Below are 23,189 nucleotides of genomic sequence, written 5' to 3' on the forward strand. Positions count from 1 at the left end.
AATTCCCTTCCATTGATCGTTGTCGCTCTTGACCATGCCGGGACGATCTGATTACGTTCTCAGAGAACGTTAGCAGAGACGAACTTAGATCTTTCGATCCTGCCCGCTAGGAGTTCAGATGCGGAATCGAATCGTTCTCGCTGCACTGTCGGCGCTGGCCATCACGGCCGCCACCGCCGGTTGCGGATCGTCCGGCGGCGACGCCAAGAACAAGACGGTCACCATCGCGTACCAGAAGTTCGGCGCCTTCATCCAGCTGGACCAGCAGCTGAAGGACGTCAAGAAGCAGTACGAGGCGGCGCACCCCGGCTACACGGTCAACCTCCAGCCGATCGAGGCGGCGGAGAACGACTACTACACCAAGCTGTCGCTGATGAACCGCTCACCCAAGAGCGCTCCCGACGTCATGTACGAGGACACCTTCCTCGTCAACACCGACATCCAGGCCGGCTTCCTGGCCCCGATCGACGACTACCTCAAGGACTGGCCGGACTGGTCGCAGTTCACCGACTCGGCCAAGAGCGCGGCCAAGGCGCAGGACGGCAAGACGTACGGCGTCCCGATGGGCACCGACACCCGCGCTCTCTGGTACAACCCGGCGCTGTTCAAGAAGGCCGGCATCCCGGTCCCGTGGCAACCCACGAACTGGAACGACATCCTGACCGCGGCCCGCACCATCAAGCAGAAGGTCCCGGGAGTCACCCCGCTCAACGTCTACTCGGGCAAGGGCGCCGGCGAGGGCGCCACCATGCAGGGCTTCGAGATGCTGCTGTACGGCACCAAGAACACCCTCTACGACGACGCCTCGAAGAAGTGGATCGTGTCGAGCCCCGGTTTCACCGACTCGCTCAACTTCGTCAAGACGATCTTCGACGAGAAGCTGGCGCCGAGCCCGCAGGACGCCCTCGACCCGAACATCGCGACCCGGGTCGCCACCGAACTGCTGCCGCAGAACAAGCTCGCCATCGACCTCGACGGCTCGTGGATCAACCAGGCGTGGGTCGCCTCGGGCCAGAAGCCGTGGCCGCAGTGGAGCAAGGTGCTCGCCACCGCCGCCATGCCGACCCAGAACGGCGAGGCCCCCGGCAAGGTCAGCATGTCCGGCGGCTGGGTGCTCTCGGTCGGCTCACACACCAAGGACAAGAAGGCCGCGTTCGACCTGGTCACCACCATGCTCAACCGCGAGAACACGCTGAAGTACGACATCGGCGCCAGCCAGATCGCCGAGCGCAACGACGTGGCGAACGACCCGCAGTACCTCAACTCCAACCCGACCCTGAAATTCTTCACCGACCTCGTGCAGGTGACCAAGTTCCGGCCCGCCTACCCGGTCTATCCGCAGATCTCCGACGCCGTCCAGGTGGCGATGGAGTCGGTGATGACCGGCCAGGCCCAGCCCGACGCGGCCGCCAAGACCTTCGCCGACCAGGCCAAGACGGCCGCCGGCGGCGACAAAGTGATGACCGCGCAATGACGACCGCCACCACATCCCGGGCGGCACGGTTCGGGGCGTACGTCCCGGCACTGCTGCTGCTCGGGGTGTTCTTCGCCGGCCCGCTGCTGTGGAGCGTCTACAGCGCCTTCACCAACGTCGCGCTGACCGGCTCCTCGACGATCGACTTCGTCGGCCTCGCCAACTTCCGGACGATGTTGCACGACAGCCAGTTCTGGAACTCGCTCTGGCTCACCCTGGTGTTCGTCGTCGGGTCGGCGGTGATCGGCCAGAACACGCTCGGGTTGCTGATCGCCCTGCTCCTGAAGGGGCGGGGCAAGGCGGCCCGGGCGATGGTCAGCGGGCTGGTGGTCGCGGCCTGGACGGTGCCCGAGACGGTGGCCGGCTTCTGCTGGTACTCGTTCCTGCATCAGGAGGGCACGCTGAACACCATCCTGCACCGGGTCGGGCTCAGCCAGAACTGGCTCTACACCACGCCGATGCTGGCGGTCATCCTGGCCAACGTGTGGCGGGGCACCGCCTTCTCCATGCTGGTCTATCAGGCCGCACTCAACGACGTGCCGCCCGAGTTGCACGAGGCGGCCGCGGTCGACGGGGCCACCGCGTGGCAGCGGCTGCGGCGGGTGACGCTGCCGCTGATCCGGCGGTCGATCGTCACCAACCTCATGCTGATCACCCTGCAGACGCTGGCCGCGTTCGGCCTGATCTATGTGATGACCAAGGGCGGGCCGGGCAACAAGAGCTCGACGACGCCGATCTACATGTATCAGGAGTCGTTCCAGTTCTACAAACTCGGCTACGGCACCGCGATGGCCCTGGTCCTGCTGGTGATCGGCGCGATCTTCTCGCTGATCTACGTACGCCTCATCAAGGTGGATGACCTGTGAGCGCCCCCGTAGTCGCGGTCCGGACACCGGCCCGCCGCGAGACCGCCGACCTCACGGCGCCCGGCCGCGGCCCGTCCCGGATCGCGGTGTGGATCGCGCTGCTGATCGTCGCGATCGCGTTCTTCCTGCCGTTCCTGTGGCTCCTCATCGCGTCGATCCAGCCCGGCGCGGCACTGTCGGCCCACATCAACTGGCACTTCTCGACCCGCAACTTCAAAGATGTGCTGAACGCCGACACGGTCTACCGCCCGATGCTCAACTCGTTCATCATCTCGGCCGGCACCGCGCTCATCACCGTGGCCGCGGCGGTGCTCGCGGCGTACCCGTTGTCGCGCCACCGCAGCCGGTTCGGCCGGATCCTGATGTACAGCATCCTGTTCTCCACCGGCCTGCCGATCACCGCGGTGATGGTGCCGGTCTACACCATGTACAGCCAGTTCGAGCTCACCGACTCGGTGCCCGCCCTGATCCTGTTCATGGCCGCGTCGTCGCTGCCGTTCGCCATCTGGATGATGAAGAACTTCATGGACGGCGTGCCGGTCAGCCTCGAGGAGGCGGCCTGGACCGACGGCGCCGGCTGGCTGCAGTCGCTGCGCCGGATCGTCCTGCCGCTGATGGTGCCCGGCCTGACCGTGGTCTTCGTCTTCACGTTCGTGCTGCAGTGGGGCAACTTCTTCGTGCCGTTCATCCTTCTTCAGGCGCCCGAGAGCCAGCCGGCCTCGGTGACCATCTACACGTTCTTCTCCACCTACGGCCAGGTCGCGTACGGCCAGCTGGCCGCGTTCGCGATCCTCTACACGGCACCGGTGGTGCTGCTCTACTCGGCGATGTCCCGGGTGTTCGGCGGGGCGTTCAGCCTCACCGGCGCCGTCAAGGGCTGACCGGGCGTCCGGATGCGGTAAACGTCACCGCAACGCAGTGCACAACCGCGGATACACAACCGTCTTACAGGTACAGCCTTCGAAACGGTCGGGGGCGGTCCGAACCTGCGTGCCGGGAGCATCCGTGAGTCAGCTCGACGACCAGTTCCGCGAGGTGTTCGCGGCTCACGAGCACCTGGCTCCGCAGATGGGCGCGGTGTACCTCGGATCGCAGGCGCTGTACCGCAAGTACATGCGGCGTCGCCGGGGCGCCCAGGTCGTGGGCGGCGCGGTGCTCGGCGCCGGGCTGTTCGCGGCCGGCACCAACCTTCCGGCGAGCCTCCTGCCCGGCGCGGCCCCTCCCGTGCCGACCCGCATCAGCACTCCCCCGATGGCCGTGCCGTCGTCGGTGCCGACATCGCTGAGCCCGGCCGAGCTCACCCGCGATCTGGCGGCTTTCGACCAGGCCGGCTACGGCTACGACGACGCCGCGGAGCTGGCCACGCTGTGGCACACCGGTGCGAAGGTCGGCTACGTGAAGGCGGAGGCCGGCCGGCTGCTGCTCGCCGGCCAGACCCTCCCGATCCGTCCGCACCCGGATCCGTCCGCCGCGGCGTCGGCGGCGGCCGTCGCGTTCGGCGACGCCGGCTACACCTCCGAGGACGCCGCCCGGCTGGCCGAGATGTGGCATCTGAACAGCCCGTCCGACGCCAAGGTCGCCGGCGGCACCAAGCTCGAGGCGGGCAAGAGGCTGCCGTTCCCGGCCCGGCTCGGCCCCCGGGACCGGTTCTGGGCCGCCGGCTACGACGTCGCGGACGCCGAGAAGCTGGCGCACCTGTGGCAGGTGTCGGTCGACGAGGCGAAGACCGAAGCGGGCCGCAGGCTGATCGCCGGCAAGGACCTACCGATCGGGCCGTGAGGCCGCCGCGAAGTCAGCCGCTCGCCGGCAGGCTCACCGTGACGGTCAGTCCGCCTCCGGGGCGGGCGCCGGCGGTCGCGGTGCTGACCCGGACCGCGCCCCGGTGACGTTGTAGCGCAACGCGTTGTCGATGAGGTTTGCCGCGAGACGCTCCAGCAGGATCGGGTCACCGTGGGTCGGTGCCGGGCCGAGCGCCGTGTGCAGGCGCGCCGCGCCGGCCTCGACGGGTGTGGCGTCGATCGCGTCCTCGATCACGGTGGCCAGGTCGATCGTTTCGCGTTCGAGTTGGCCCCGGTCGGTGCGGGCGACGGCGAGCAGCGCGTCGATGAGAGCCTGGGTCTGCCCGAGGGCGGTCCGGCGGCGACCCCAGCTTGCGCCGCCGGAGTAGGACGACGACCGCGGGCCGGGTCAACTCATACAGGTCTCCGGCAGCAGGAACCAGCGCAGCTTCTCGAAGGCCGGCGGCAGGTCCGGAGCGACGCCGTCCGACGGCTCGGGCCGGCCGGTCAGGATCGCGCGCGCCTCGTCCAGGTAGCCGGCCAGGGCGTCCTCACCGACCGCACCGGCCGGGCCGGGGAGCGGGGCATGGAGGAAGCCGGCCAGGCGGACCGGCGGCGGCGCATGCCGTACGTGCGTCCAGAGCGCGGTCCGCGGGTCGAAGCGGTAGTCCGGCAGGAGCCGGGCCCCGAAGCGCGCCACCAACGAGACCGCCTCGATCAGGTAGTCGGCCACGGTGTCGGAGATGAAGTAGTTGAGGTTGAGGCGGACCCAGCCGGGTTTGATGCCCTCCCAGCCGTTCAGGATCTCGACCTGGAACTCGTGGGAGTGTGCGTCGTCGATGCCGAGCAGCCGGTGCCCGTACGGGCCGGCGCAGGAGCAGCCGCTGCGGGCCTGGATGCCGAAAAGGTCGTTGAGCAGCGCCGCCACGAAGTTGTGGTGCAGGTAGCGCTCGCCCGCGCGAACCTGGAACGAGACGATCGACAGCCGTTCCGCGTCGAGGTCGCCGAGGATCTCGATGCGGTCCTCGGCCGTCCAGCGCTCGCGGGCCCGGTGCCACAGCTCGCGCTCGCGCGCCTCGATCAGGTCCGGGCCGACCGCGTCCTTGACCGCGAAGACCAGGCCGGCCCGGATCGACTCGACGATCGCCGGGGTGCCGCCCTCCTCGCGGGCGACCGGGTCGGTCAGGTAGCGGTGGCCGGTCGGGTCGACGTAGGCGACCGTGCCGCCGCCGGGCACCGTCGGCACCCGGTTGGTCAGCAGCTTCCGGTCGACGACCAGGACGCCGGGGGTCTGCGGGCCGCCGGCGAACTTGTGCGGGGACAGGAACACCGCGTCCTTGTCGGCCATCGTGATCGGCGAGTACGGCCCGGCCGCCGCGTAGTCCCACACCGACAGGGCGCCGTGCTCGCGCAGCACCCGGGACACCGCCGCAGTGTCGGTGCGGATGCCGGTGACGTTCGACGCGGCCGAGAAGCTTCCGATGCGCAACGGCCGGTCCGCGTACGCCCGGAGCGCGCGCCGAAGCGCATCGAGGTCGACGTGCCCGGTGTGATCGGAGTCGATCTCGACGACGTCGGCGATCGACTCGCGCCACGGCAGTTCGTTGGAGTGGTGCTCGTACGGGCCGACGAAGATCACCGGACGGTCGGCGGCCGGGATGCGGCTGCTCAGGGCGTACTTCTCGTCGAGGGCCTCGGGGATGCGGAGGCCGAGGATGCCGGTGAGCTTGTTGACCGCGGCCGTCGCACCCGAACCGCAGAAGATCACCACGTGGTCGGGGCCCGCCCCGACGCTGCGCCGGATGATCTCGCGGGCCTCCTCGCGCAGCGCGCCGGTCTGTGCACCGGTCGCCGACGCCTCGGTGTGCGTGTTGGCGTAGCGGGTCAGCACCTGGTCACGGATGAAGTCCTCGACGAAGTCGAGCGCCTGCCCGGAGGCGGTGTAGTCGGCGTACGTGATCCTCCGCGGCCCGAAGGGGCCGTCCACCACCTGGCCGTCGCCGACCAGCCCGTTCCGGATCCGTTCCAGCATGCTCACGTTTCGTCCTCCCCATTGAGCGACGCCTTTCGCGCCTAAGTATGCCTAGGCCTCGCTGAACATCGGTCCGGCGCAGAGATAGGTAAGGGCTTCCGATGTGACGGCTCGTTGCGCGGCCGAGGATCGACGTATCGATCGAGGCGAAGGAGAAAGCCATGAACATGCACCCGGTGATGCTCATGATGCTGGCCAACCAGCGGCAGCGGGACCTGGCCGACGAGGCCGACCGGCACCGCGTTCTGAACGGTGCCCGGGAGGCCCGCAAGGCCCGCAGGGGACGAAAAGCACGTGCGGTGCGGGGGCAGCCCACCGGTAGCCTGACGTCGTGCGACCCCTCCGCGGCGGTGCCGGCCCGGTGATGATCGGCCGGGAGAGCGAGCTGCGCCAGCTGGCGCAGCTCGCTTCGTCGCGGGAGCCGGCGGTCGCGCTCATCGCGGGCGAGCCCGGCATCGGCAAGACCCGGCTGGTGCACGAGCTGCTGGCGAGCCTGTCGCCGGAGACGGTGATATTGGTCGGCCAGGCGGAGCCCGGCTCGCTCTCCCGGCCGTACGAGGTGCTGCTCGACGCCATCGACGGCCGCACCGGGGTCGACGAGCAGCAGCTGGCGGCCCTGGCCGATCCACGGCGCAGCCCGGTCGAGCGGCTGCACACCGGCCTGGCCATCGTGTCCGACCTGATCGGCGCCGCACCCGCGGTCATCGTCTTCGAGGATCTGCACTGGGTCGACTCGGAGAGCGCGGCGCTGTTCGAACGCATCGCCGACCAGCGCGGCCCGCGGCTGCTGATCGGCACCTATCGGCCGGACGAGGTGAACCGTCGCCAGCCGGTGGCCGGTCTGCTGGCCCGGATGGAACGCCGGCACGCGGTCACCCACGTACTCCTGGACCGTCTGACCCCCGGTCAGACGGCGGCGTTGCTGGCGGCGCACACCGGCGCTCCGGCGCCGGTGCGCGCCGCGACGGCGCTGCACCACCGCACCGGCGGAAATCCCTTCTTCCTCGAGGAGCTGCTGCGGGCGCTTCCCGGGTACGCCGTGGAAGAGCTCGTCGACCAGCCCCTCCCGTGGAGTCTCGGCGACGTCCTCCGCCGGCAGGTCGACGACCTCGACCCGGTCAGCCGCCGGGTCGTCGAGGCGGCCACCGTGCTCGGTCACCGCATCCCGTTCGACCTGCTCGCCGGCGTGACCGGCACCGGCGAGGACGAGCTCATCGCGGTGCTGCGCGACCTGGTCACCTCGGGGGTGCTGGTCGAGTCCGGCGACGACGAGTTCGCCTTCCGGCATGCGCTGGTCCGCGAGGCGATCGCCGACCGGATGCTCGGCCGGCAGCGCCGCCGGCTGCACGAGGCCGCGCTCGACGTGCTCCTGAGCGGCGGCGGCTCCGACCCGGCGATGGTCGCGCACCACGCCCAGGGCGCCGGCCGCTACGCCGACATGATCGACGCGGCTCGCCGGGGCGCCGCGCTCTACCTGTCGATCGGTTCGGCCTATCAGGCGCTGCAACTGGCCGAGATGGGTCTCGACGAGGCGCCCGACGACACCGACCTGCTCGCCTCGGCCGCGCAGGCGGCCTGGCTGGCCGGGCTGCTCGACGACGCGTCGCGCTACGGGCGCCGCCGGCGTGACCTGGCCGAGCGCCCCACCGATCGGGCCGAGGCGCTCTACCTGCTGGTCCGCATCGCCTGGGAATCCCGCGACACCGACGAGACGAGTGCTCTCACCCACGACATCGAAACACTGATCGCCGAGCTGCCGCCCGGCGCCGCCCAGGCCCGGGCGATGACCGCGATCGCGCAGTCGGCCAATCTGCGGGACGACCTCGACGCCGCGCTGCTCTGGTCGGACCGCGCGCTGGTCCTGGCCGCCGAGTTCGACCTGCCGGCGATCCGGATGGCCGCGCTGGTGGAGAAGGGCGCGACGCTCACCGACCGCGCGCAGACCTCGGCCGAGGGCCGCGAGATCCTGTCCGCCCTGGTCGACGAGGCGGAGAAGGCGGGCGAGTGGGTGCTGGCCGCCCGCGCGCTCAACGTCCTGGTGCAGGGCGATCCGCCCGACACCCCGGCCGAGCACGCCGAGACCCTGGAGCGGATGCGGACCGACGCCGAGCGGGCCGGCTTCGAGTCGCTCGCGGTGGCCACCTACTTCCAGGGCCAGGCCCGGCTGGCCCTGCGGGCCGGTGACCTGCCCGGCGCGATCGCCGCCCTCGAGGACGGCCGCGAGCAGGACCGCAACTACCTGCGCCGGGGGCGCTGGGCCGACTATCACGGCATCTTCCTGGCCGGGCTCTACCTGGAGGCCGGCGAGCTCGACCGGGTCGAGGAGATCATCGCCGACCTGGCGGTGCTGCCCACCAACACGCCGCCGACGATCCCCGGCCTGACGTTCCATCTCGCCTGCCGGCGCCACGACTTTCCGGCCGCCGAATCGGCCCTCGACCAGCTGATCGCCGCGCTGGCCGGCCAGTCGTGGCGCAGCGGTGAACAGGCCCACGACCTCATCTCGGCCGCGCTCGAGCTGGGCCTGCCGGCGGCCCGCCTCGACGAGACGGCCGCGACCCTGCTCGACTTCGACGTCTGGGACGTCTTCCGCACGCTGGTCGGCGCCCAGCTGGCGGAGGCGCGCGGGCGGCACGCGGAAGCGCTCGAGAGTTACCGGTCGATCGCCGACGCCCGCATCCTCAGCCCGTACATCCGCGGGACCGTCCACGTCGGTGCCGCCCGCTGCCTCCTGGCGGCCGACCGGCGGCCGGAGGCGACCGCCGAGGTGGAGGCGGCGGCCGAGCTCCTGGCTTCCTGGCGGGGGTGGCGCGTGGCGCAACTCGACCAGGTGCGCACCCGGCTCGGCATGGCCCCGGCCGACGCCGCGGCGGCCGTCTCCGGACCGGCCGCGCTGACCCCGCGCGAACGCGAGGTGGCGGTGCTGATCAGTGACGGCCTGACCAACGCGGAGCTGGCCCGCCGCCTCTACATCTCACCGAAGACCGCCGCCGTCCACGTCTCCAGCATTCTGCGCAAGCTCGGAGTGTCGTCCCGCACCGACGTGGAGTCCGCGCTCCGGCACTGACTTGACCATGCTGCCTGGACAACCGTCGAAATATCGGCGGCAGTATTGACCAGATGCGATATTGCGCATCGCTCCCGATGGATGAAAAGTCTCCCTGAGAGTGTCCGCCCCCAGCGGCACATCTATTGGGGAGGATCACGGCATTGTCGCCACAAATCCGATTCAGCCCACCACGCCTGCTCCTGGCGAGCGGTGCCGCCACGCTGGCCGTGCTGGGTCTCGTTCCGGCCGCATCGGTCGCCGCGCCGGCCGGTGGGAAGCCGCGCCCGGCGCCGTACGAGCGCCTCGTCCAGCTCGCCGCGCAGCGGTCCGCACACCCGAACGCCACCGCCAAAACTCTCAAGGCCGCCGCGGACGACGACGGCGACGACGGTGAGGATCCGGAAGAGATCGCCGAGCAGGCCGAACAGTACGCGGCAGCGCGCAGCGCCCCGGGCGTCGTCGCGCCGGGCGCCTACACCGCCGCCTGGCGGGCGCTGCAGAGCATGCCGGCCACCGGCGGCGGCTGGCAGCACGTGACGAACCGGCCGTACAACTCGGACGACCCGCGCTACCGCGACATCAACAGCAACTCCTCCGGCGGCGCCGGGTTCGTGACCGGCCGGGTCACCGGGCTGGCCGCCGACGACCGCGGCTACGTCTACGCCGGCTCGGCCAACGGCGGGGTGTGGCGTTCGAGCACCGGCGGCGGACACTGGCAGCCGATCTCCGAACGCCTGCCCGCACCGTCCACCGGCGACCTGCGCCTCGACGCCAAGGGCCGGCTCTGGCTGGCCACCGGCGAGGCCAACACCGGCGCCGACACGTTCGCCGGCAGCGGCGTCTACGTTATGAGCGATCCGCGCCACGGCACCTTCTCGACCCGTGACCGCGTCGGTGGTACCGAACTGGAGAACACGATCATCCGCGAGGTGCGGATCTTCGGGAACACCGCGTGGGCGGCGACCAACCACGGCGCCTACAGCCACTCGGTGACCAACCTGTCCGGCCCGTGGAAGCTGCAGTTCGCCCCCAACCCGGACTACCTGCCGGGCGGGTCGCTGCAGGCCGACCCGAACGCGCCGTACAAGAACATCATCAACGACTTCGCCGCCGACCCGAAGGACCCGTCGAACGTGATCATCGCCGCCGGGTGGCGCAGCGGCGACACGTACAACGGGTTCTACGTGCGTACGGCCGGAAGCTGGCAGCGGACGACGCTGGCCGGCGCCATCGCCTCGGACGCCGCCGACGTCGGCGCCGTGACGTTCGCCGCCTCGGCCGACGGCTCCAAGTACTACGCCATCGAGCAGTCCCCGACCCAGCTCAACACCAACCCGGACAGCGCGCTGCAGGGCATCTACGTGTCCCCGTCGGGCTCGCCGTTCGGGCCGTGGACGCTGTCGGCCGATTACCACAAGCTGGCCGCCTCGGGCTCCGCGCTGACCGATCCCGGCTACATGCCCGGCATCCAGTCCTGGTACAACCAGTTCCTGCAGGTCGACCCCAAGAACGCCAACCACGTCTACATGGGTCTCGAAGAGGTCTTCGAGTCGGTCGACGGCGGACAGAACTGGCGGGTCCCCGGGCCGTACTGGAACTTCGGCTTCCCCTGCTGGAACATCGACCCGGCCAAGCAGACCGGTGACTGCCACCAGACCACCCACGCCGACCAGCACGCGGTGGCGATCGGCTCCGACCACGGCAGGTCGTACGTGGTGGTCGGCGACGACGGCGGCACCTTCCGCCGCCCGGTGAACGGCAAGGCGGACGCCTCCGGGCACGCGACCGACTGGACGTCGCTCAACGACGGCTCGATGGACGTGCTGCAGTACTACTCGGTCGGCGTCGGCCGCGACCGTCACGGTGTCGCCGTCTCGGGCGGCCTGCAGGACAACGGCCAGTCGATCCTGCGCCCCGGCGACCGGGTGATGGGCTCCAACTTCGGCGGCGACGGCGGCGACACCATCGTCGACCCGGCCAACGGCTGCAACATCGCCGAGGAGTACGTCTACCTGGCCGTCGCGGTGACCAACAACTGCGCGGTCAACGACGGCGCCTGGACGACCGACCCGAGCAAGGCCACCACCTACAACGTGTCACCGCCCGACGCCGAGACCGGCGAGGCCCGGTTCACCTCCCCGATCACCCAGGACCCCCGCAACAGCAACACCTGGATCGCCGGCGGCCGCCACGTGTGGCTCAACACCAAGGGTTACGCGATCCGCGACGGCGACGACTGGGTCAACCTGTTCGACCTGGGCCAGGGACACACGGCCACCGCGGTCGCCATCTCCGGCGGCACGGTGTACGCCGGGTGGTGCGGCCCGTGCAACAACCAGGGCTTCACCCGCGGCATCGCCGTCGGCAAGGCTGACGGCACCGGCTGGCACCAGCTCACCCTCCCGGTCGACGGGACGCTGCCCAACCGGTACATCTCCAGCTTCGACGTCGACCCGGCGAACCCGGCACACGTCGTGGTGGCCATCAACGGGTTCTCCCGCCACTGGACCGAGGGGCCGGGCGCCGGCATCGGCCACGTCTTCGAATCCCGCGACGCGGGAGCCCACTGGACCGACATCTCCGCCAACGTGCCCGACGCCCCGGCCGACAGCATCAAGTACGTCGCCGGCGGCGGGCTGGTGCTCGGCACCGACCAGGCCGTGTTCTACCGGGCGGCCGGCTCGCGCACCTGGTACCGGCTCGGCCACGGCATCCCGACCACCACGACGCTGGAGGTCCGCACCGACCCGACCGGCCGCTACCTGTACGCGGCGACCCACGGCCGCGGCATCTGGTCCTTCGACCTGAGCCAGCTGCCCCGTCACCACTGATCCCACCCGTACGAAACGGGCCTGGTCCGCACGGACCAGGCCCGTCGGCGTTCCCCCGGTCAGCGCGCCGGGGAGCAGAGAAGTCGCGATCGTGCGCGCCCGCTTGGCGGCTTTTGGTAGCTTTCGAGGGTGAAGCGGAGAGCGTTGCTCGCTGCTGCCCTCGTCTCGACGGCCGCCGGGTGCGGCACCGACCGGAAGGCGGGCGGCGGCGCCGCCGCGCAGGCGCTCGACCTCTGGTGCTGGCCGGGCGGCCTGGGCACGCAGACCGTCGCGGCCGCCGCGGTGCAGTTTCCCGGGCTCACCACGAAGATCGTCGACGGCGACTACCTCAAGGCGCTCATGCCCGTGCTCGACGGCAAGCAGGCGCCCGCGATCGCCGGCATCAAGGGCGAGGACGCTCCGACGATCCTGCCTCGGGCCGACCTGTTCGTCGATCTGAACACGCTCGGCGCGAGCACCCTGGAAGTCCAGTACCTCGACTGGAAGTGGCAGCAGGGCAGCACGCTCGACAACCAGCTGATCGGTTTCCCGATCGACATCGGGCCGACCGCGATGTTCTACCGGGCCGACCTGTTCGAGAGGGCCGGGCTGCCTGGCGAGCCGGCCGACGTCGCCCGGCAGATCGCGGACTGGCCCGCGTTCCTGGCCGCGGGCACCCGGCTGAAGGCCCGGAACGTCAAGCTGATCGCCAACGCCTGGGAGCTGTTCGCGGTCTGCTGCCAGCAGCAGGGCAAACGGTTCGTGGACGAGAGCAACCACTACGTCGGCGACAGCGAACCGATCCGTACGGCCTGGAACATCGCCGTCGAGGCGATCCAGCGCGGGCTGACCGCCGGGATCGCCAACGACGACAAGCGCTGGACCGGCCTGTTCGACCACGGGCAGGTGGCGACCGACTCGGGGGCGGCCTGGCACGCGGCCGACATGATCCAGGCCGCGCCGTCGACCAAGGGTAAGTGGCGGGTGGCCAACGGGGCCGCGGACGGCGCCAACATCGGCGGCTCGTTCCTCGGCGTGCCGGTCGACGGCGGCGACCACCAGACGGCGTTCAACGTGATCAAGTGGCTTCTGTCGCCGGAGAACCAGGCCAAGATGTTCGCCGAGGCGGCGCTGTTCCCGTCGGCTCCCGCGGCGTACAAGATGCCGGAGCTGCTCGCTCCCGACCCGTTCTTCGGTGGCCAGCGGACCACGGAGGTCTTCGCCGAGTCGGCGGCGAGGAAGAGGCGGTCGTTCCAGGCGCCGGGCGACGAGGAGCTCCAGCGGGTCTTCGCCGACCAGCTGCGGGCCCTGACCGCGGGCAGCGTGACCGCGGCCGCCGCCTGGAAGGCCGCGGTCGCGAACGGCCGCCAGAAGGCCCAGAGCCTGGGCGTGCTAACTCAGTGAGCCCTGCACGTCCTCGAGCGGCCGCAGATGGGCGGGCGCGTCGGTGACCAGCTCGTCGGCCACGCCCGGGGAACGGACCGCCGATGCCTGGCGGGCGCGGATCGCCGGTACGTCGGCCGCGGTGATCGGCAGCCCGGGAGTGACCAGCCAGCCCTCCGGCAGCGCGTCACCTCGGGCCGCGGCCGCCTGCAGCCGGCCGGCCACCGCGCCCTGGACGTAGAGCTCGGGTGAGACCAGCGCGAACTTTCCGGTACGCACGGCGGTGAGCGCCATGTCGTCGAGGCCGAAGCCGCCGGCCAGCCAGCCGCCGGCGCTGCTCGCCCGCAGCCGGGCCAGTGTCGCCGCGTCGTTGTCGCCGACGCCGACGAACGCGACCGCGTACGGGTTGGCGCGCAGCAGCGTCGTCCAGGCTTCCTGGCTGGCCGCCGGGTCCTGCTTGGTGTCGAACGGGCCGAGGATGCCGAGCCGCGGACGCACCCGGTTCAGCCAGTCCCGGACGCCCGCGCTGCGCCGGTCGAGCGCCAGGGCGCCCGGCACCGAGGTGCCGAGCACGACCGTCCCCTGCATGCCGGGCGGGATCATCGTCTCCAGCTGCTGCCCGAGCATCCGGCCGAGCTTGTAGTCGTCGTTGCCGACGTACAGCCGGATGCCGGAGCCGAGCGCCGGCGGGGTGTGCACCGCGATCACCCGCCGGTCGGTGACCTGGGCCAGCAGTTCCGGGTTCCAGGTGAACAGGGAGACCCCGGTGTGCGGCTGGCCGAGCGCGTCGCGCGCCATGGCCAGCTGGTTCGTGGTGTCACCGACCGCCGCGCCGCGCTGGCTCGACGCGACACCGGGAACCTCGGCGGCGCCGGCCGCGAACCCCGTCGCCAGCTCCTGGGCGTATCCGAGCGTCGCGTCGGCGACCAGGAAGCTGACGGCCGGTTCCCGGGCGACGTCCGGGCGGGCGAGGTCGCCGCCCAGCGACAGCCCGATCGCCAGCACCGCCAACATCGGCACCACACGCATCTGACAGCCCCTTTTCCGGTACGCGTTGACGCCCTGCTTTTCGGCTCCGGCGCGGGGAAAACGGCGGGTTTCAGCGGTGCTGAACGGGTGCGATCCTCATCCGCCCGGCCCGGCAGCCGATTCAGTCCGACGTCAGAGTCATGGGCGGCGGAGGGTACGGACGGATGCGCACGTCGTGGGTACGGCGCCGGGCGGTGGCCCGCAGTGCGATCGTCGCGCTGGTCACCGGCCTGATGCTGCTCGCCGGTCTGGCCGTGTTCAGCATCGAGACCACCACTCACGCGACCGCCCGGATCGCCGCCGCGGAGGAGACCACCCAGCAGTGGGGGCAGGTCTATCTGCGCATCGGCATCGAGTACGAGCAGCTGGTCGACTTCGTGCGGGCGGACAGTGCGGTCGGGCGGGAGCCACTGATCGCCTCGATCGGGTCGGCCGAGGAGAATCTGCGCTGGCTCAACTCGCACGGCGGGCCGGCCGAGTCGTTCCAGGCGCGGACCCTGCAGAACACCTACGGCGGGTACAGCTACACCCTTCGCGATCTGGTGCACGCTCAGGCGTACGGGGACCGCAAGCAGATGGAGAGCGACGCCGACCAGGCCCGGCTGAGTGCTTCCGCCCTGCGTAAGCAGGCGTCGGTCAACATCGCCCGGAACAACCTGGCCAGCGCCGCCCTGCTCGCGCAGGCGCAGAGGGCCAACCACCGGCTGCTGGTCGCGGTGAGCATCATCTCCGGCATCGACCTCATCGTGGTGCTGTTCTGCGCCTTCGTGCTGGTCGCCTATCAGCGCAACACCGAGCGGCAGGCCCGCGAGAGCCGGCACCGCGCCGCCCACGACGGGCTCACCGGCGTGGCGAACCGGAGCCTGCTCACCGAGAAGCTGGACGAGGCGATCGAGGACGGCCGGGCCGGCCTGCTGCTGCTCGACCTCAACCGCTTCAAGGAGGTCAACGACACCCTCGGCCACCACGCCGGCGACCTGCTGATCCAGGAGGTGGCCCGGCGCCTGGGCGCCTCGGCCCGGCACTACGACACGGTGGCCCGCCTCGGCGGCGACGAGTTCGCGATCGTGCTGCCGGACGTCACCTCCACCGACGATCTGCTGAGGCTGGGCCGGCGCATTCTGACCGCGCTCTGCCTGCCGGCCGAGATCGACGGGGTGACGGTCGACGTCAGCGTCAGCATCGGCGCCTCGCTGTTCCCGATCCAGTCGGCCAACGCGGCCGAACTGCTGCAGCACGCCGACGTGGCGATGTACGCGGCCAAGCGCGGCCACCTGGGTGTGGCGCTCTACGACGCGCAGTCCGACGAGAACAGCTTCGAGAAGCTGGCCGTGGTGGGCGATCTGCGCCGGGCCATCGACAACGACGAGCTGGAGCTGCACTATCAGCCCAAGGTCCGCGTTTCCGACCGTACGGTCTGCGGTGTCGAGGCCCTGGTCCGCTGGCGGCACCCGGTTCGCGGCCTGGTCTTCCCGGACCAGTTCATCCCGGTCGCCGAGCAGAACGGCCTGATCCGCCCGCTGACCGACGTGGTGCTGCGGCTGGCCCTGGCCCAGCAGCGGACGTGGCGCGAGGGCGGCCGGCGCATCCCGGTCGCGGTGAACGTGGGCGCCGACTGCCTTCTCGACCCCGTTTTCACCGACCGGCTGCGCGAGCTGATGGCGGGCTACGGCACCTGGCCCGAGGACCTGACGGTCGAGATCACCGAGGGCGCCGTCATCGCCGATCCGGTGCTGGCGGCGGCCGTGCTGACCGAGATCCGGGCGCTCGGCGTCCGCGTCTCGATCGACGACTTCGGCACCGGCTACTCGTCGATGAGCTACCTCCAGGAGATGCCGCTCGACGAGCTCAAGATCGATCGCCGTTTCACCTCGCGCATCGACTCGACGGCCGGCGGCCGGGCCATCGTCGCCGCGATCGCCGACCTGGCCCACGCGCTCGACCTGGAGGTCGTGGCGGAGGGTGTCGAGGACGAGTCGGTCTTGACCGCTCTGGGGGAGATCGGCTGCGAGAGCGCGCAGGGCTACTACATGTGCCGCCCGCAGCCGGCCGACGTGGCGCTGGCGTGGATCGCGGCCGCGCCGGTCGAGGTTCTCGCCTGAGTTGGCGGCAGCCTCTTGACTTAGGGCATTGTTAACGTTCACCGTGACATCGACGCGCTCCTCTGGGTGACGGGACGGTGACATGAGAAAGTTCATCGCGATCACGCTCACGTTGATCATGGCCATGTTCGGCGGGGTCGCCGCGGCTCCCGGCACGGCCGCGGCCGCCCCGGCCGGCCCACCAGGCCGCCCGTGCGACATCTACGCCGCCGGCGGCACCCCGTGCGTCGCCGCGCACAGCACCACCCGCGCCCTCTACTCGTCCTACCACGGCCCCCTCTACCAGGTCGAACGCCTGTCGGACCACGCCGAGAGGAACATCGGCCTGCTCAGCCCGGGCGGATACGCCGACGCCGCCGCGCAGGACCGGTTCTGCCGCGGCACGACCTGCCTGATCACGAAGCTCTACGACCAGTCACCCATGCACAACGACCTCACCCAGCCGCCTCGCGGCGGATTCAGCGGGCCGGCCATGGGCGGCTACGACAACCTCCCGATCGCCGACGCGGCGCCGATCACCGTCGGCGGCCACCAGGCGTACGGGGTCTTCATCGCCCCCGGCATGGGTCTGCGTGACAACGACACCCGGGGCGTCGCGGTCGACGACCAGCCCGAGGGCATGTACTGGATCGTCGACGGGCAGCACTTCAACGGCGGTTGCTGCTTCGACTACGGCAACACCGAGATCGACAGCCGCGACGACGACAACGGCACGATGGAGACCAGCTACTTCGGCACCGCCGCCGCCTGGTACCACGGCAACCCGCCCGGCCCGTGGATCATGACCGACCAGGAGAACAACCTGGTCGGCTGCGTCAACCCGGGCAGCACCTCGAAGCTCTGCCCCGACCTGCCGAGCATCACCGACCGGTTCGTCACCGCGGTCGCCAAGGGCGAACCGCACCACTGGGCCTCGCTCGGCGGCAACGCGCAGCAGGGTCCGCTGACGACGATGTTCGACGGTCCACGGGTCGACGCGAGCTACGACCCGATGCGCAAACAGGGCGGCATCGTGCTCGGCAACGGCGGCGACAACAGCAACAGCGCCCAGGGCACGTTCTACGAGGGCGTGATGACGGCCGGTTATCCCACCGACGCCGTCGACCAGAAGGTGCAGGCCGACATCGTGGCCGCGAAGTACGCCCCGCCCGAGCTGACCTTGACTCCGGGACAGCAGACCTTCTCGCCCGGTGAGAGCCGGAGCGTTGTCGAGGCGTACACCAACAACGCCGCCGGGCCGGCGGCGGACGTCGTGCTCAGCCTCGACGTGCCGCCGGGCTGGAAGGCGAAGCCGGCCGGTCCGTCGAAATTCCGGTCGGTCGCGGCCGGCCAGAGCGTGAGCACCACCTTCACCGTCACTTCCGGTCGAACACCCTTCAACGGCGACATCGTCGGCCGGGCCTCGACCGAAGGCGGGCGGCACATCGCCACCACGGCTTCCGACGTACGCAACGACAGCCCGATCACCGTCAACGAGTTCCGCATCGGCACCAGCGCGAACCCGACCGATTCCTTCATCGAGCTCAGCAACGCCGGCGACCACAGCGTCGACCTCTCCGGCTGGACCCTGACCGAGCACCCGGCCCAGCAGGCGATCTCCTCGACGGTGACGATCCCGGCCGGTACCCGGATCGCGGCCCACGGCCAATATCTGCTCGGCCTGTCCACCTCCGGCCTCGCCGCCCCGGCCCGGCCCGGCGACAAGACCCTCAACGTCCGCAGCACGACCGGCCTCAACGTCGGCGACCCGATCGTCGTCGGCACCGGCCGGTCGGCCGAGGCCGCGAAGATCGCCGACATCCCGGCCGGCGGTGCCTCCGGGCCGCGGGTCGCCGGACGGCTCGGCACCGCGGTCAAGCTGAACGGCTCCGACGAGTACGTCAGCCTGCCCACCGGCATCGTCAGCGGCCTGTCCGACTACACCATCTCGGCCTGGGTCAACCCGGCCGCCGACGACACCTGGGCCCGCATCTTCGACTTCGGCCGCGGCACCTCGGTCAACATGTTCCTGACCGTCAACGGCGGCGGGAACGGGCTCCGCTTCGGCATCACCACCGGCGGCAACGGCGCCGAGCAGGACCTCACCGGCGGCGGCCAGCTGCCGCTGAACACCTGGTCACACGTCGCGGTCACGCTGTCCGGCACCACCGGCACCCTCTACCTCAACGGCACACCGGTGGCGACCAGCGCGAACATGACGCTGAAGCCGTCCGCGCTGGGCAACACCAACCAGAACTGGATCGGCCGCTCCCAGTACCCCGACCCGTACCTCAACGCCACGGTCGACGACTTCGCCATCTACGACCACGCACTGTCGACGGCCGAGGTCGCCGCCCTGGCCGGTGGCGCTCCCGCCGCGGGCAACGTCGCCGACTACAAGTTCGACGAGTCGACGGGCGGCACCGCGACCGACTCCTCGGGCAACGCCCGTAACGCGTCGATCGTCAGCGCGGGCTCGGCCGCCACCGCCGCCACCCCGCTGTGGCAGCCGGTGCCGGACGGCCCGATCACGGTGCCGGCCCGCTCGACCAACGTGCCGGTGACCAGCACGGCCGGCTTCAAGGTCGGGCAGAAGGTGTCCATCGGCTACGGCCACCGGCTGGAGGTCGCCACGGTCACCGCGATCGGCAAGGCCGGCACCCAGGCCCGGCTGACCGCTCCCGCGGCGGCCGGCGCGACCACCATCAAGGTCACGTCCACCGCCAACATCACGGCCGGGGACAAGATCCGGCTCGACATCGACAAGAAGATCGAGACGGTCACCGTCGCGGCCGTCGCCACCGGCAGCCTCGACCTGGCCGCGCCCCTGAGGTTCAGCCACTCGTCCAACCTGCCCTTCTCCTCCCGGGGAACCGGCATCAGCTTCACCCCGGCGACGCGCTATCCGCACTCGAGCAACGAGCCGGTGCAGGCCCTGGGCGGCGGGGTCGTGCTGGACCGTCCGCTGGCGCGGTCGCACGCTCTCCATTCGCCGCTGCGGGACGCCGCGGTGGCAACGGCCGGCTACCAGGGAACGCCGGCCCAATGGTTCGGCGGTCCGGCCCTGTCCGCGAGCGCCGGCAACATGGTGCTGCGGGACCGGCACGGGCTGGTCGCCGACAGCCTCAACTACGGGCTGCTCGTCGACCCGTGGGCCGCCGAAGGTGGTTGCGCGGTCAGCACGCCGCCCCTGGACCGCAGCGCGAGCCGCTTCCCCGACGGCACCGACACCGACCGCAACTGCAACGACTTCATCACGTCCAAGGCCACGCCCGGCGCGTCCAACCTGCTGGCCCTCGACCCGGGACCGCGGGTATCCCTGCAGAACGGGTCGGCGTTCATCAAGCACGACGACGACCTTGTCACCACCGGGCCGGTCACGTCTTCCCTCGACAAATCGGACGCCACTTGGGTGCAGACCGCCGGCCTGGCCGACCCGGGCTGCTCCTCCTTCGAGTCGATCAACAAGCCGGGCAGCTATCTGCGGCACCAGAACTTCCAGCTCCACCTGCAACCCAGCGACGGCAGCACGCTGTACGCCCAGGACGCGACGTTCTGCGCGCAGGGTTCGCAGTTCCGCTCGGTCAACTTCCCCGACCATTTCATCCGCACGTTCGGCGGCTCGGTCTATCTCGCGGTCAGCGGAGGGACCAACCCGTGGGACACCAGCACCTCGTTTACCGCGGATTCGACCTGGCAGGTGGCCCCACCCTGGGTACCCGCGCCATGATCGGGGTATGACGACAGGCCGTTTCGCTCTCCGCCAGTCCTCCCCTCTCACTCCCCCGGAATCCGTGCTGAGAGGTGAGCACTGGCGGATCAGCGTCCTGCTCGACGGCCTGCTGCGGCTGGAGTGGAGCGACGACGGCTCGTTCGAGGACCGCGCGTCCACGTTCGCCGTTCAGCGCTCATTACCGACGCCGGCGTTCACCGTCACCGAGTCGGACGAGCAGTTGGAGATCCTTACGGATCGGTTCCACCTGACGTGGGATCGCCGGCCGTTCAGCACGGCCGGCCTTTCCGTACGCGTCCTCGGCGCGATCAGCGCCCACCGGGCGACCTGGCGCTGGGGCACTTCGCCGAGGACCCTGGGCGGCACCGCCCGCACGCTCGACGAGGCCGACGGGGCGGTCCCGCTGGAGGACGGCGTGGCGTCCCGGGACGGCATCGCGGTCATCGACGACAGCGAGTCGTTCCTGTTCACCGACGCCGGGTGGATCGACAGCCGGGTGCCCGGCCGCCGCGACGTGTACGTGTTCGCGTACGGCCACGACTACGCCGACGCGGTCCGCGCGCTCTACGCCGTGTCCGGGCCGCCGCCGGTGCTGCCCCGGTGGGCGCTCGGCAACTGGTGGAGCCGCTACCACGCGTACAGCGCCGACGAATATCTGCAGCTGATGGACCGGTTCGAGGCCGAGCGGGTGCCGTTCTCGGTCGCCGTCATCGACATGGACTGGCACCGGGTGAAATCGGTCCCGCCCGAGTACGGCACCGGCTGGACCGGGTACAGCTGGGAACGCTCACTGTTCCCCGACCCGCCCGCCTTCCTGGCCGAACTGCACCGGCGCGGCCTGCGGGTGACGCTCAACCTGCACCCGCACGAGGGTGTCCAGCCGTTCGAGGACGCGTTCCCTGCCTTTTCCCAGGCCCTCGGCCTCGACCCTTCTTCCGACGTCGGCGTGCCGTTCGACATCACCGACGAACGCTTCGCCGAGGCATACTTCGACGTCCTGCACCGCCCGCTCGAAAAGCAGGGCGTCGACTTCTGGTGGATCGACTGGCAGCAGGGACAGCTGTCCAACGTGCCCGGCGTCGACCCGCTGTGGATGCTCAACCACCTGCACTTCGTCGACTCCGAGAGCGGAATGATCTTCTCCCGCTACGCCGGGCCGGGCAGCCAGCGCTACCCGGTCGGCTTCAGCGGGGACAGCATCATCAGCTGGGAGTCACTGCGCTTCCAGCCGCATTTCACGGCCACCGCCTCCAACATCGGGTACGGCTGGTGGAGCCACGACGTCGGCGGCCACATCTTCGGCGTACGCGACGACATGCTCACCGTGCGCTGGATCCAGCTCGGCGTCTTCTCCCCGATCAACCGGCTGCACTCGTCGTCCAACCCGTTCCTGCAGAAGGAACCCTGGGACTATCCCCGGCAGGCCCGCGACGCGTTCGGCGCGGCACTGCGGTTCCGGCACCGCCTGGTCCCCTACCTGCACACGATGAACCACCGGGCCGCGCAGGGCGACCCCCTGGTCCGGCCGATGTACTGGGAACACCCGGCCTACGACGTGCCCCGCCAGTTCCTGTTCGGCGACTCGCTGCTGGTCGCCCCCATCACCGACCCGAACGACGAGGTCACGCTGATGGGCGCCACCGACGCCTGGCTCCCGGAGGGCACCTGGGCCGACATCTTCACCGGCACCGTCTACCGCGCCGGCCCGGGCGGCCAGCACATCCGCCTGCACCGCGACGACCAGTCGATCCCGGCCCTGCTGCAGGCGGGCGCGGCGCTGCCCCTGACGGCGGACGCCTCGGTACGCCCCGACACCAACCCGTCCTCGCTGGAGCTTCTCCTGCTGCCGGGAGCCGACGGCACCCGCGAACTGGTCGAGGACGACGGCGGCGACCGCGTCTCCCGCACCCCCCTGGTGTGGAACGAAGCCGACCGCACCCTGACCATCGGGCCCGCCTCCGACCCGTCGGTGGTCCCCGCCCACCGCGACTGGACCATCCGCTTCCTCGGTGCCGAGGTCACCGAGGCCACCGGGGCGGACGTCACCGGCGGCCTCCTGACGATCACCGGGGCACCCGCCGACAGCGAGCTGCGGATTTCCGTACGCTTCGAGACCGCCCCGCCGGACAAGCGGCAGCGGCTGTTCGGCCTCCTGGCCCGCGCCCAATGGGATCACGCCCGCAAACTGGACGCCTGGCACGTCCTCCGCACCGACGCCGACAACCTCCGCAAGGTCGCGGGCCTGCAGGCGCTCGGCCTCCCCGAGACGCTGCTCAGCGCCCTGACCGAAATCCTCGTCAGCGACTAGCAGCACGATTTGACCGACGCTCAGTGGGCGGCGCTTGAGCCGTGGTGTTCGGTGGCGCGGATCGCGGCGAGCCGGGCCAGGGCGAGCACGGACAAGGTGATGTGGGCGTACCAGCCGATCTGACAGTTGTCCCACTTCCCGCTCGTGCCGGTGTATTGCCGCTGCACACCCGCTCGGCGCAGGCCTTTCTTGATGAACCCGATGTCGTCGATGACCAGCACCGCCCCGGTATGCCCCAGCCGGTCCGCGACGTAGTCCCGGATGTCGTCACGGACCCCGTCGACGTCCCCGTCCGCACGGCGTAACAAGCGCTACATCCCGTCCGGGCTCGCCTCTCCGGCGTGTTCGGCAAGGGTCCGGCCGGTCTTGCGTTCCAACCCGGCAACCAAGCCGCCGACATACCGCGCTGCCCGCTCACGCGGCTCTGAGCTGCCGAAACGCGACGTGCCGTTGCAATACTGACCCTCGCCGTCATCAACGAGTGGCTCTGACCGACTTGCGAAACGCGCCGTAGTTTCGACTCGCCGGGCCATTGACACAGGTAGCGGACGTCCGGCCCACGGTGGTGGCGCGGTGATGTCCGCGATCTCTGTGGCCTCTGGCGAACCGGCGCTCCGCGGATCAACGGCCTCAAGATGCCCGCCCG

Annotated in this window: 14 protein-coding genes and 1 pseudogene; 11 read left to right on the forward strand and 4 right to left on the reverse strand. The window is 70.6% G+C overall.

What is annotated here, in order from left to right; all coding sequences use genetic code 11:
• Positions 1–118: 118 nt before the first annotated feature.
• The 4 genes from ACIA5C_RS02750 (at position 119) to ACIA5C_RS02765 (ending at position 4,119) form a co-directional block, all read left to right on the forward strand.
• On the forward strand, positions 119–1,474 hold the full coding sequence (locus ACIA5C_RS02750; protein WP_396050521.1) for an extracellular solute-binding protein: 1,356 nt from the start codon (positions 119–121) through the stop codon (positions 1,472–1,474).
• The gene (locus tag ACIA5C_RS02755) at positions 1,471–2,340 is read left to right on the forward strand and encodes a carbohydrate ABC transporter permease (protein ID WP_396050523.1); all 870 of its coding nucleotides are present in this window, start codon (positions 1,471–1,473) and stop codon (positions 2,338–2,340) included. The genes ACIA5C_RS02750 and ACIA5C_RS02755 overlap by 4 nt, the downstream gene beginning before the upstream one ends.
• On the forward strand, positions 2,337–3,221 hold the full coding sequence (locus ACIA5C_RS02760; protein ID WP_396050525.1) for a carbohydrate ABC transporter permease: 885 nt from the start codon (positions 2,337–2,339) through the stop codon (positions 3,219–3,221). The genes ACIA5C_RS02755 and ACIA5C_RS02760 overlap by 4 nt, the downstream gene beginning before the upstream one ends.
• Positions 3,222–3,345: 124 nt before the next feature.
• Positions 3,346–4,119 carry a hypothetical protein gene (locus ACIA5C_RS02765; RefSeq protein WP_396050526.1) on the forward strand — a complete coding sequence of 258 codons (774 nt, stop codon included), beginning with the start codon at positions 3,346–3,348 and terminating at the stop codon, positions 4,117–4,119.
• A gap of 45 nt (positions 4,120–4,164) precedes the next feature.
• Here the strand turns inward: ACIA5C_RS02765 and ACIA5C_RS02770 are convergent, their stop codons facing one another.
• Together ACIA5C_RS02770 and ACIA5C_RS02775 are read right to left on the reverse strand one after the other, a co-directional pair.
• Positions 4,165–4,374 (reverse strand): hypothetical protein, encoded by a 210-nt coding sequence (locus ACIA5C_RS02770; protein WP_396050528.1) that lies wholly within the window; start codon positions 4,372–4,374, stop codon positions 4,165–4,167.
• Between the two features lie 153 nt (positions 4,375–4,527).
• Positions 4,528–6,150, reverse strand: a complete 1,623-nt coding sequence (locus ACIA5C_RS02775) for an aminotransferase class V-fold PLP-dependent enzyme (RefSeq protein ID WP_396052001.1) — start codon at positions 6,148–6,150, stop codon at positions 4,528–4,530.
• 161 nt (positions 6,151–6,311) lie between these two features.
• Between ACIA5C_RS02775 and ACIA5C_RS02780 the strand changes: the two genes are divergently transcribed.
• The 4 genes from ACIA5C_RS02780 to ACIA5C_RS02795 all read left to right on the forward strand — a co-directional run bounded on the left by ACIA5C_RS02780 (position 6,312) and on the right by ACIA5C_RS02795 (position 13,413).
• A complete protein-coding gene (locus ACIA5C_RS02780) occupies positions 6,312–6,515 on the forward strand; it encodes a hypothetical protein (RefSeq protein WP_396050530.1) in 204 nt (67 codons plus the stop codon).
• A complete protein-coding gene (locus ACIA5C_RS02785) occupies positions 6,482–9,217 on the forward strand; it encodes an ATP-binding protein (protein ID WP_396050531.1) in 2,736 nt (911 codons plus the stop codon). The genes ACIA5C_RS02780 and ACIA5C_RS02785 overlap by 34 nt, the downstream gene beginning before the upstream one ends.
• Before the next feature lie 143 nt (positions 9,218–9,360).
• Positions 9,361–12,030 (forward strand): glycosyl hydrolase, encoded by a 2,670-nt coding sequence (locus ACIA5C_RS02790; protein ID WP_396050533.1) that lies wholly within the window; start codon positions 9,361–9,363, stop codon positions 12,028–12,030.
• A 129-nt stretch (positions 12,031–12,159) separates the two neighbouring features.
• Positions 12,160–13,413 (forward strand): ABC transporter substrate-binding protein, encoded by a 1,254-nt coding sequence (locus tag ACIA5C_RS02795; RefSeq protein ID WP_396050535.1) that lies wholly within the window; start codon positions 12,160–12,162, stop codon positions 13,411–13,413.
• Here the strand turns inward: ACIA5C_RS02795 and ACIA5C_RS02800 are convergent.
• Entirely contained in the window at positions 13,402–14,421 is a 1,020-nt protein-coding gene (locus ACIA5C_RS02800) for a sugar ABC transporter substrate-binding protein (protein ID WP_396050536.1), read from the reverse strand. The two genes, ACIA5C_RS02795 and ACIA5C_RS02800, sit on opposite strands and share 12 nt — an antisense overlap.
• Positions 14,422–14,585: 164 nt before the next feature.
• Here ACIA5C_RS02800 and ACIA5C_RS02805 point away from each other — a divergent pair, with 164 nt between their 5' ends.
• The 3 genes from ACIA5C_RS02805 (at position 14,586) to ACIA5C_RS02815 (ending at position 22,543) form a co-directional block, all read left to right on the forward strand.
• On the forward strand, positions 14,586–16,523 hold the full coding sequence (locus tag ACIA5C_RS02805) for a putative bifunctional diguanylate cyclase/phosphodiesterase (protein WP_396050537.1): 1,938 nt from the start codon (positions 14,586–14,588) through the stop codon (positions 16,521–16,523).
• Positions 16,524–16,605: 82 nt separating this feature from the next.
• Positions 16,606–20,232, forward strand: a complete 3,627-nt coding sequence (locus ACIA5C_RS02810) for an arabinofuranosidase catalytic domain-containing protein (RefSeq protein ID WP_396050539.1) — start codon at positions 16,606–16,608, stop codon at positions 20,230–20,232.
• A gap of 7 nt (positions 20,233–20,239) precedes the next feature.
• The gene (locus ACIA5C_RS02815) at positions 20,240–22,543 is read left to right on the forward strand and encodes a TIM-barrel domain-containing protein (protein ID WP_396050540.1); all 2,304 of its coding nucleotides are present in this window, start codon (positions 20,240–20,242) and stop codon (positions 22,541–22,543) included.
• Positions 22,544–22,563: 20 nt separating this feature from the next.
• Here the strand turns inward: ACIA5C_RS02815 and ACIA5C_RS02820 are convergent.
• A pseudogene (locus ACIA5C_RS02820) lies at positions 22,564–22,989 on the reverse strand (transposase); the annotation flags it as partial.
• Between the last annotated feature and the right edge of the window lie 200 nt (positions 22,990–23,189).

Origin of the sequence: Actinoplanes sp. NPDC051343, assembly GCF_044455125.1 — a bacterium.
Classification (GTDB): domain Bacteria; phylum Actinomycetota; class Actinomycetes; order Mycobacteriales; family Micromonosporaceae; genus Actinoplanes.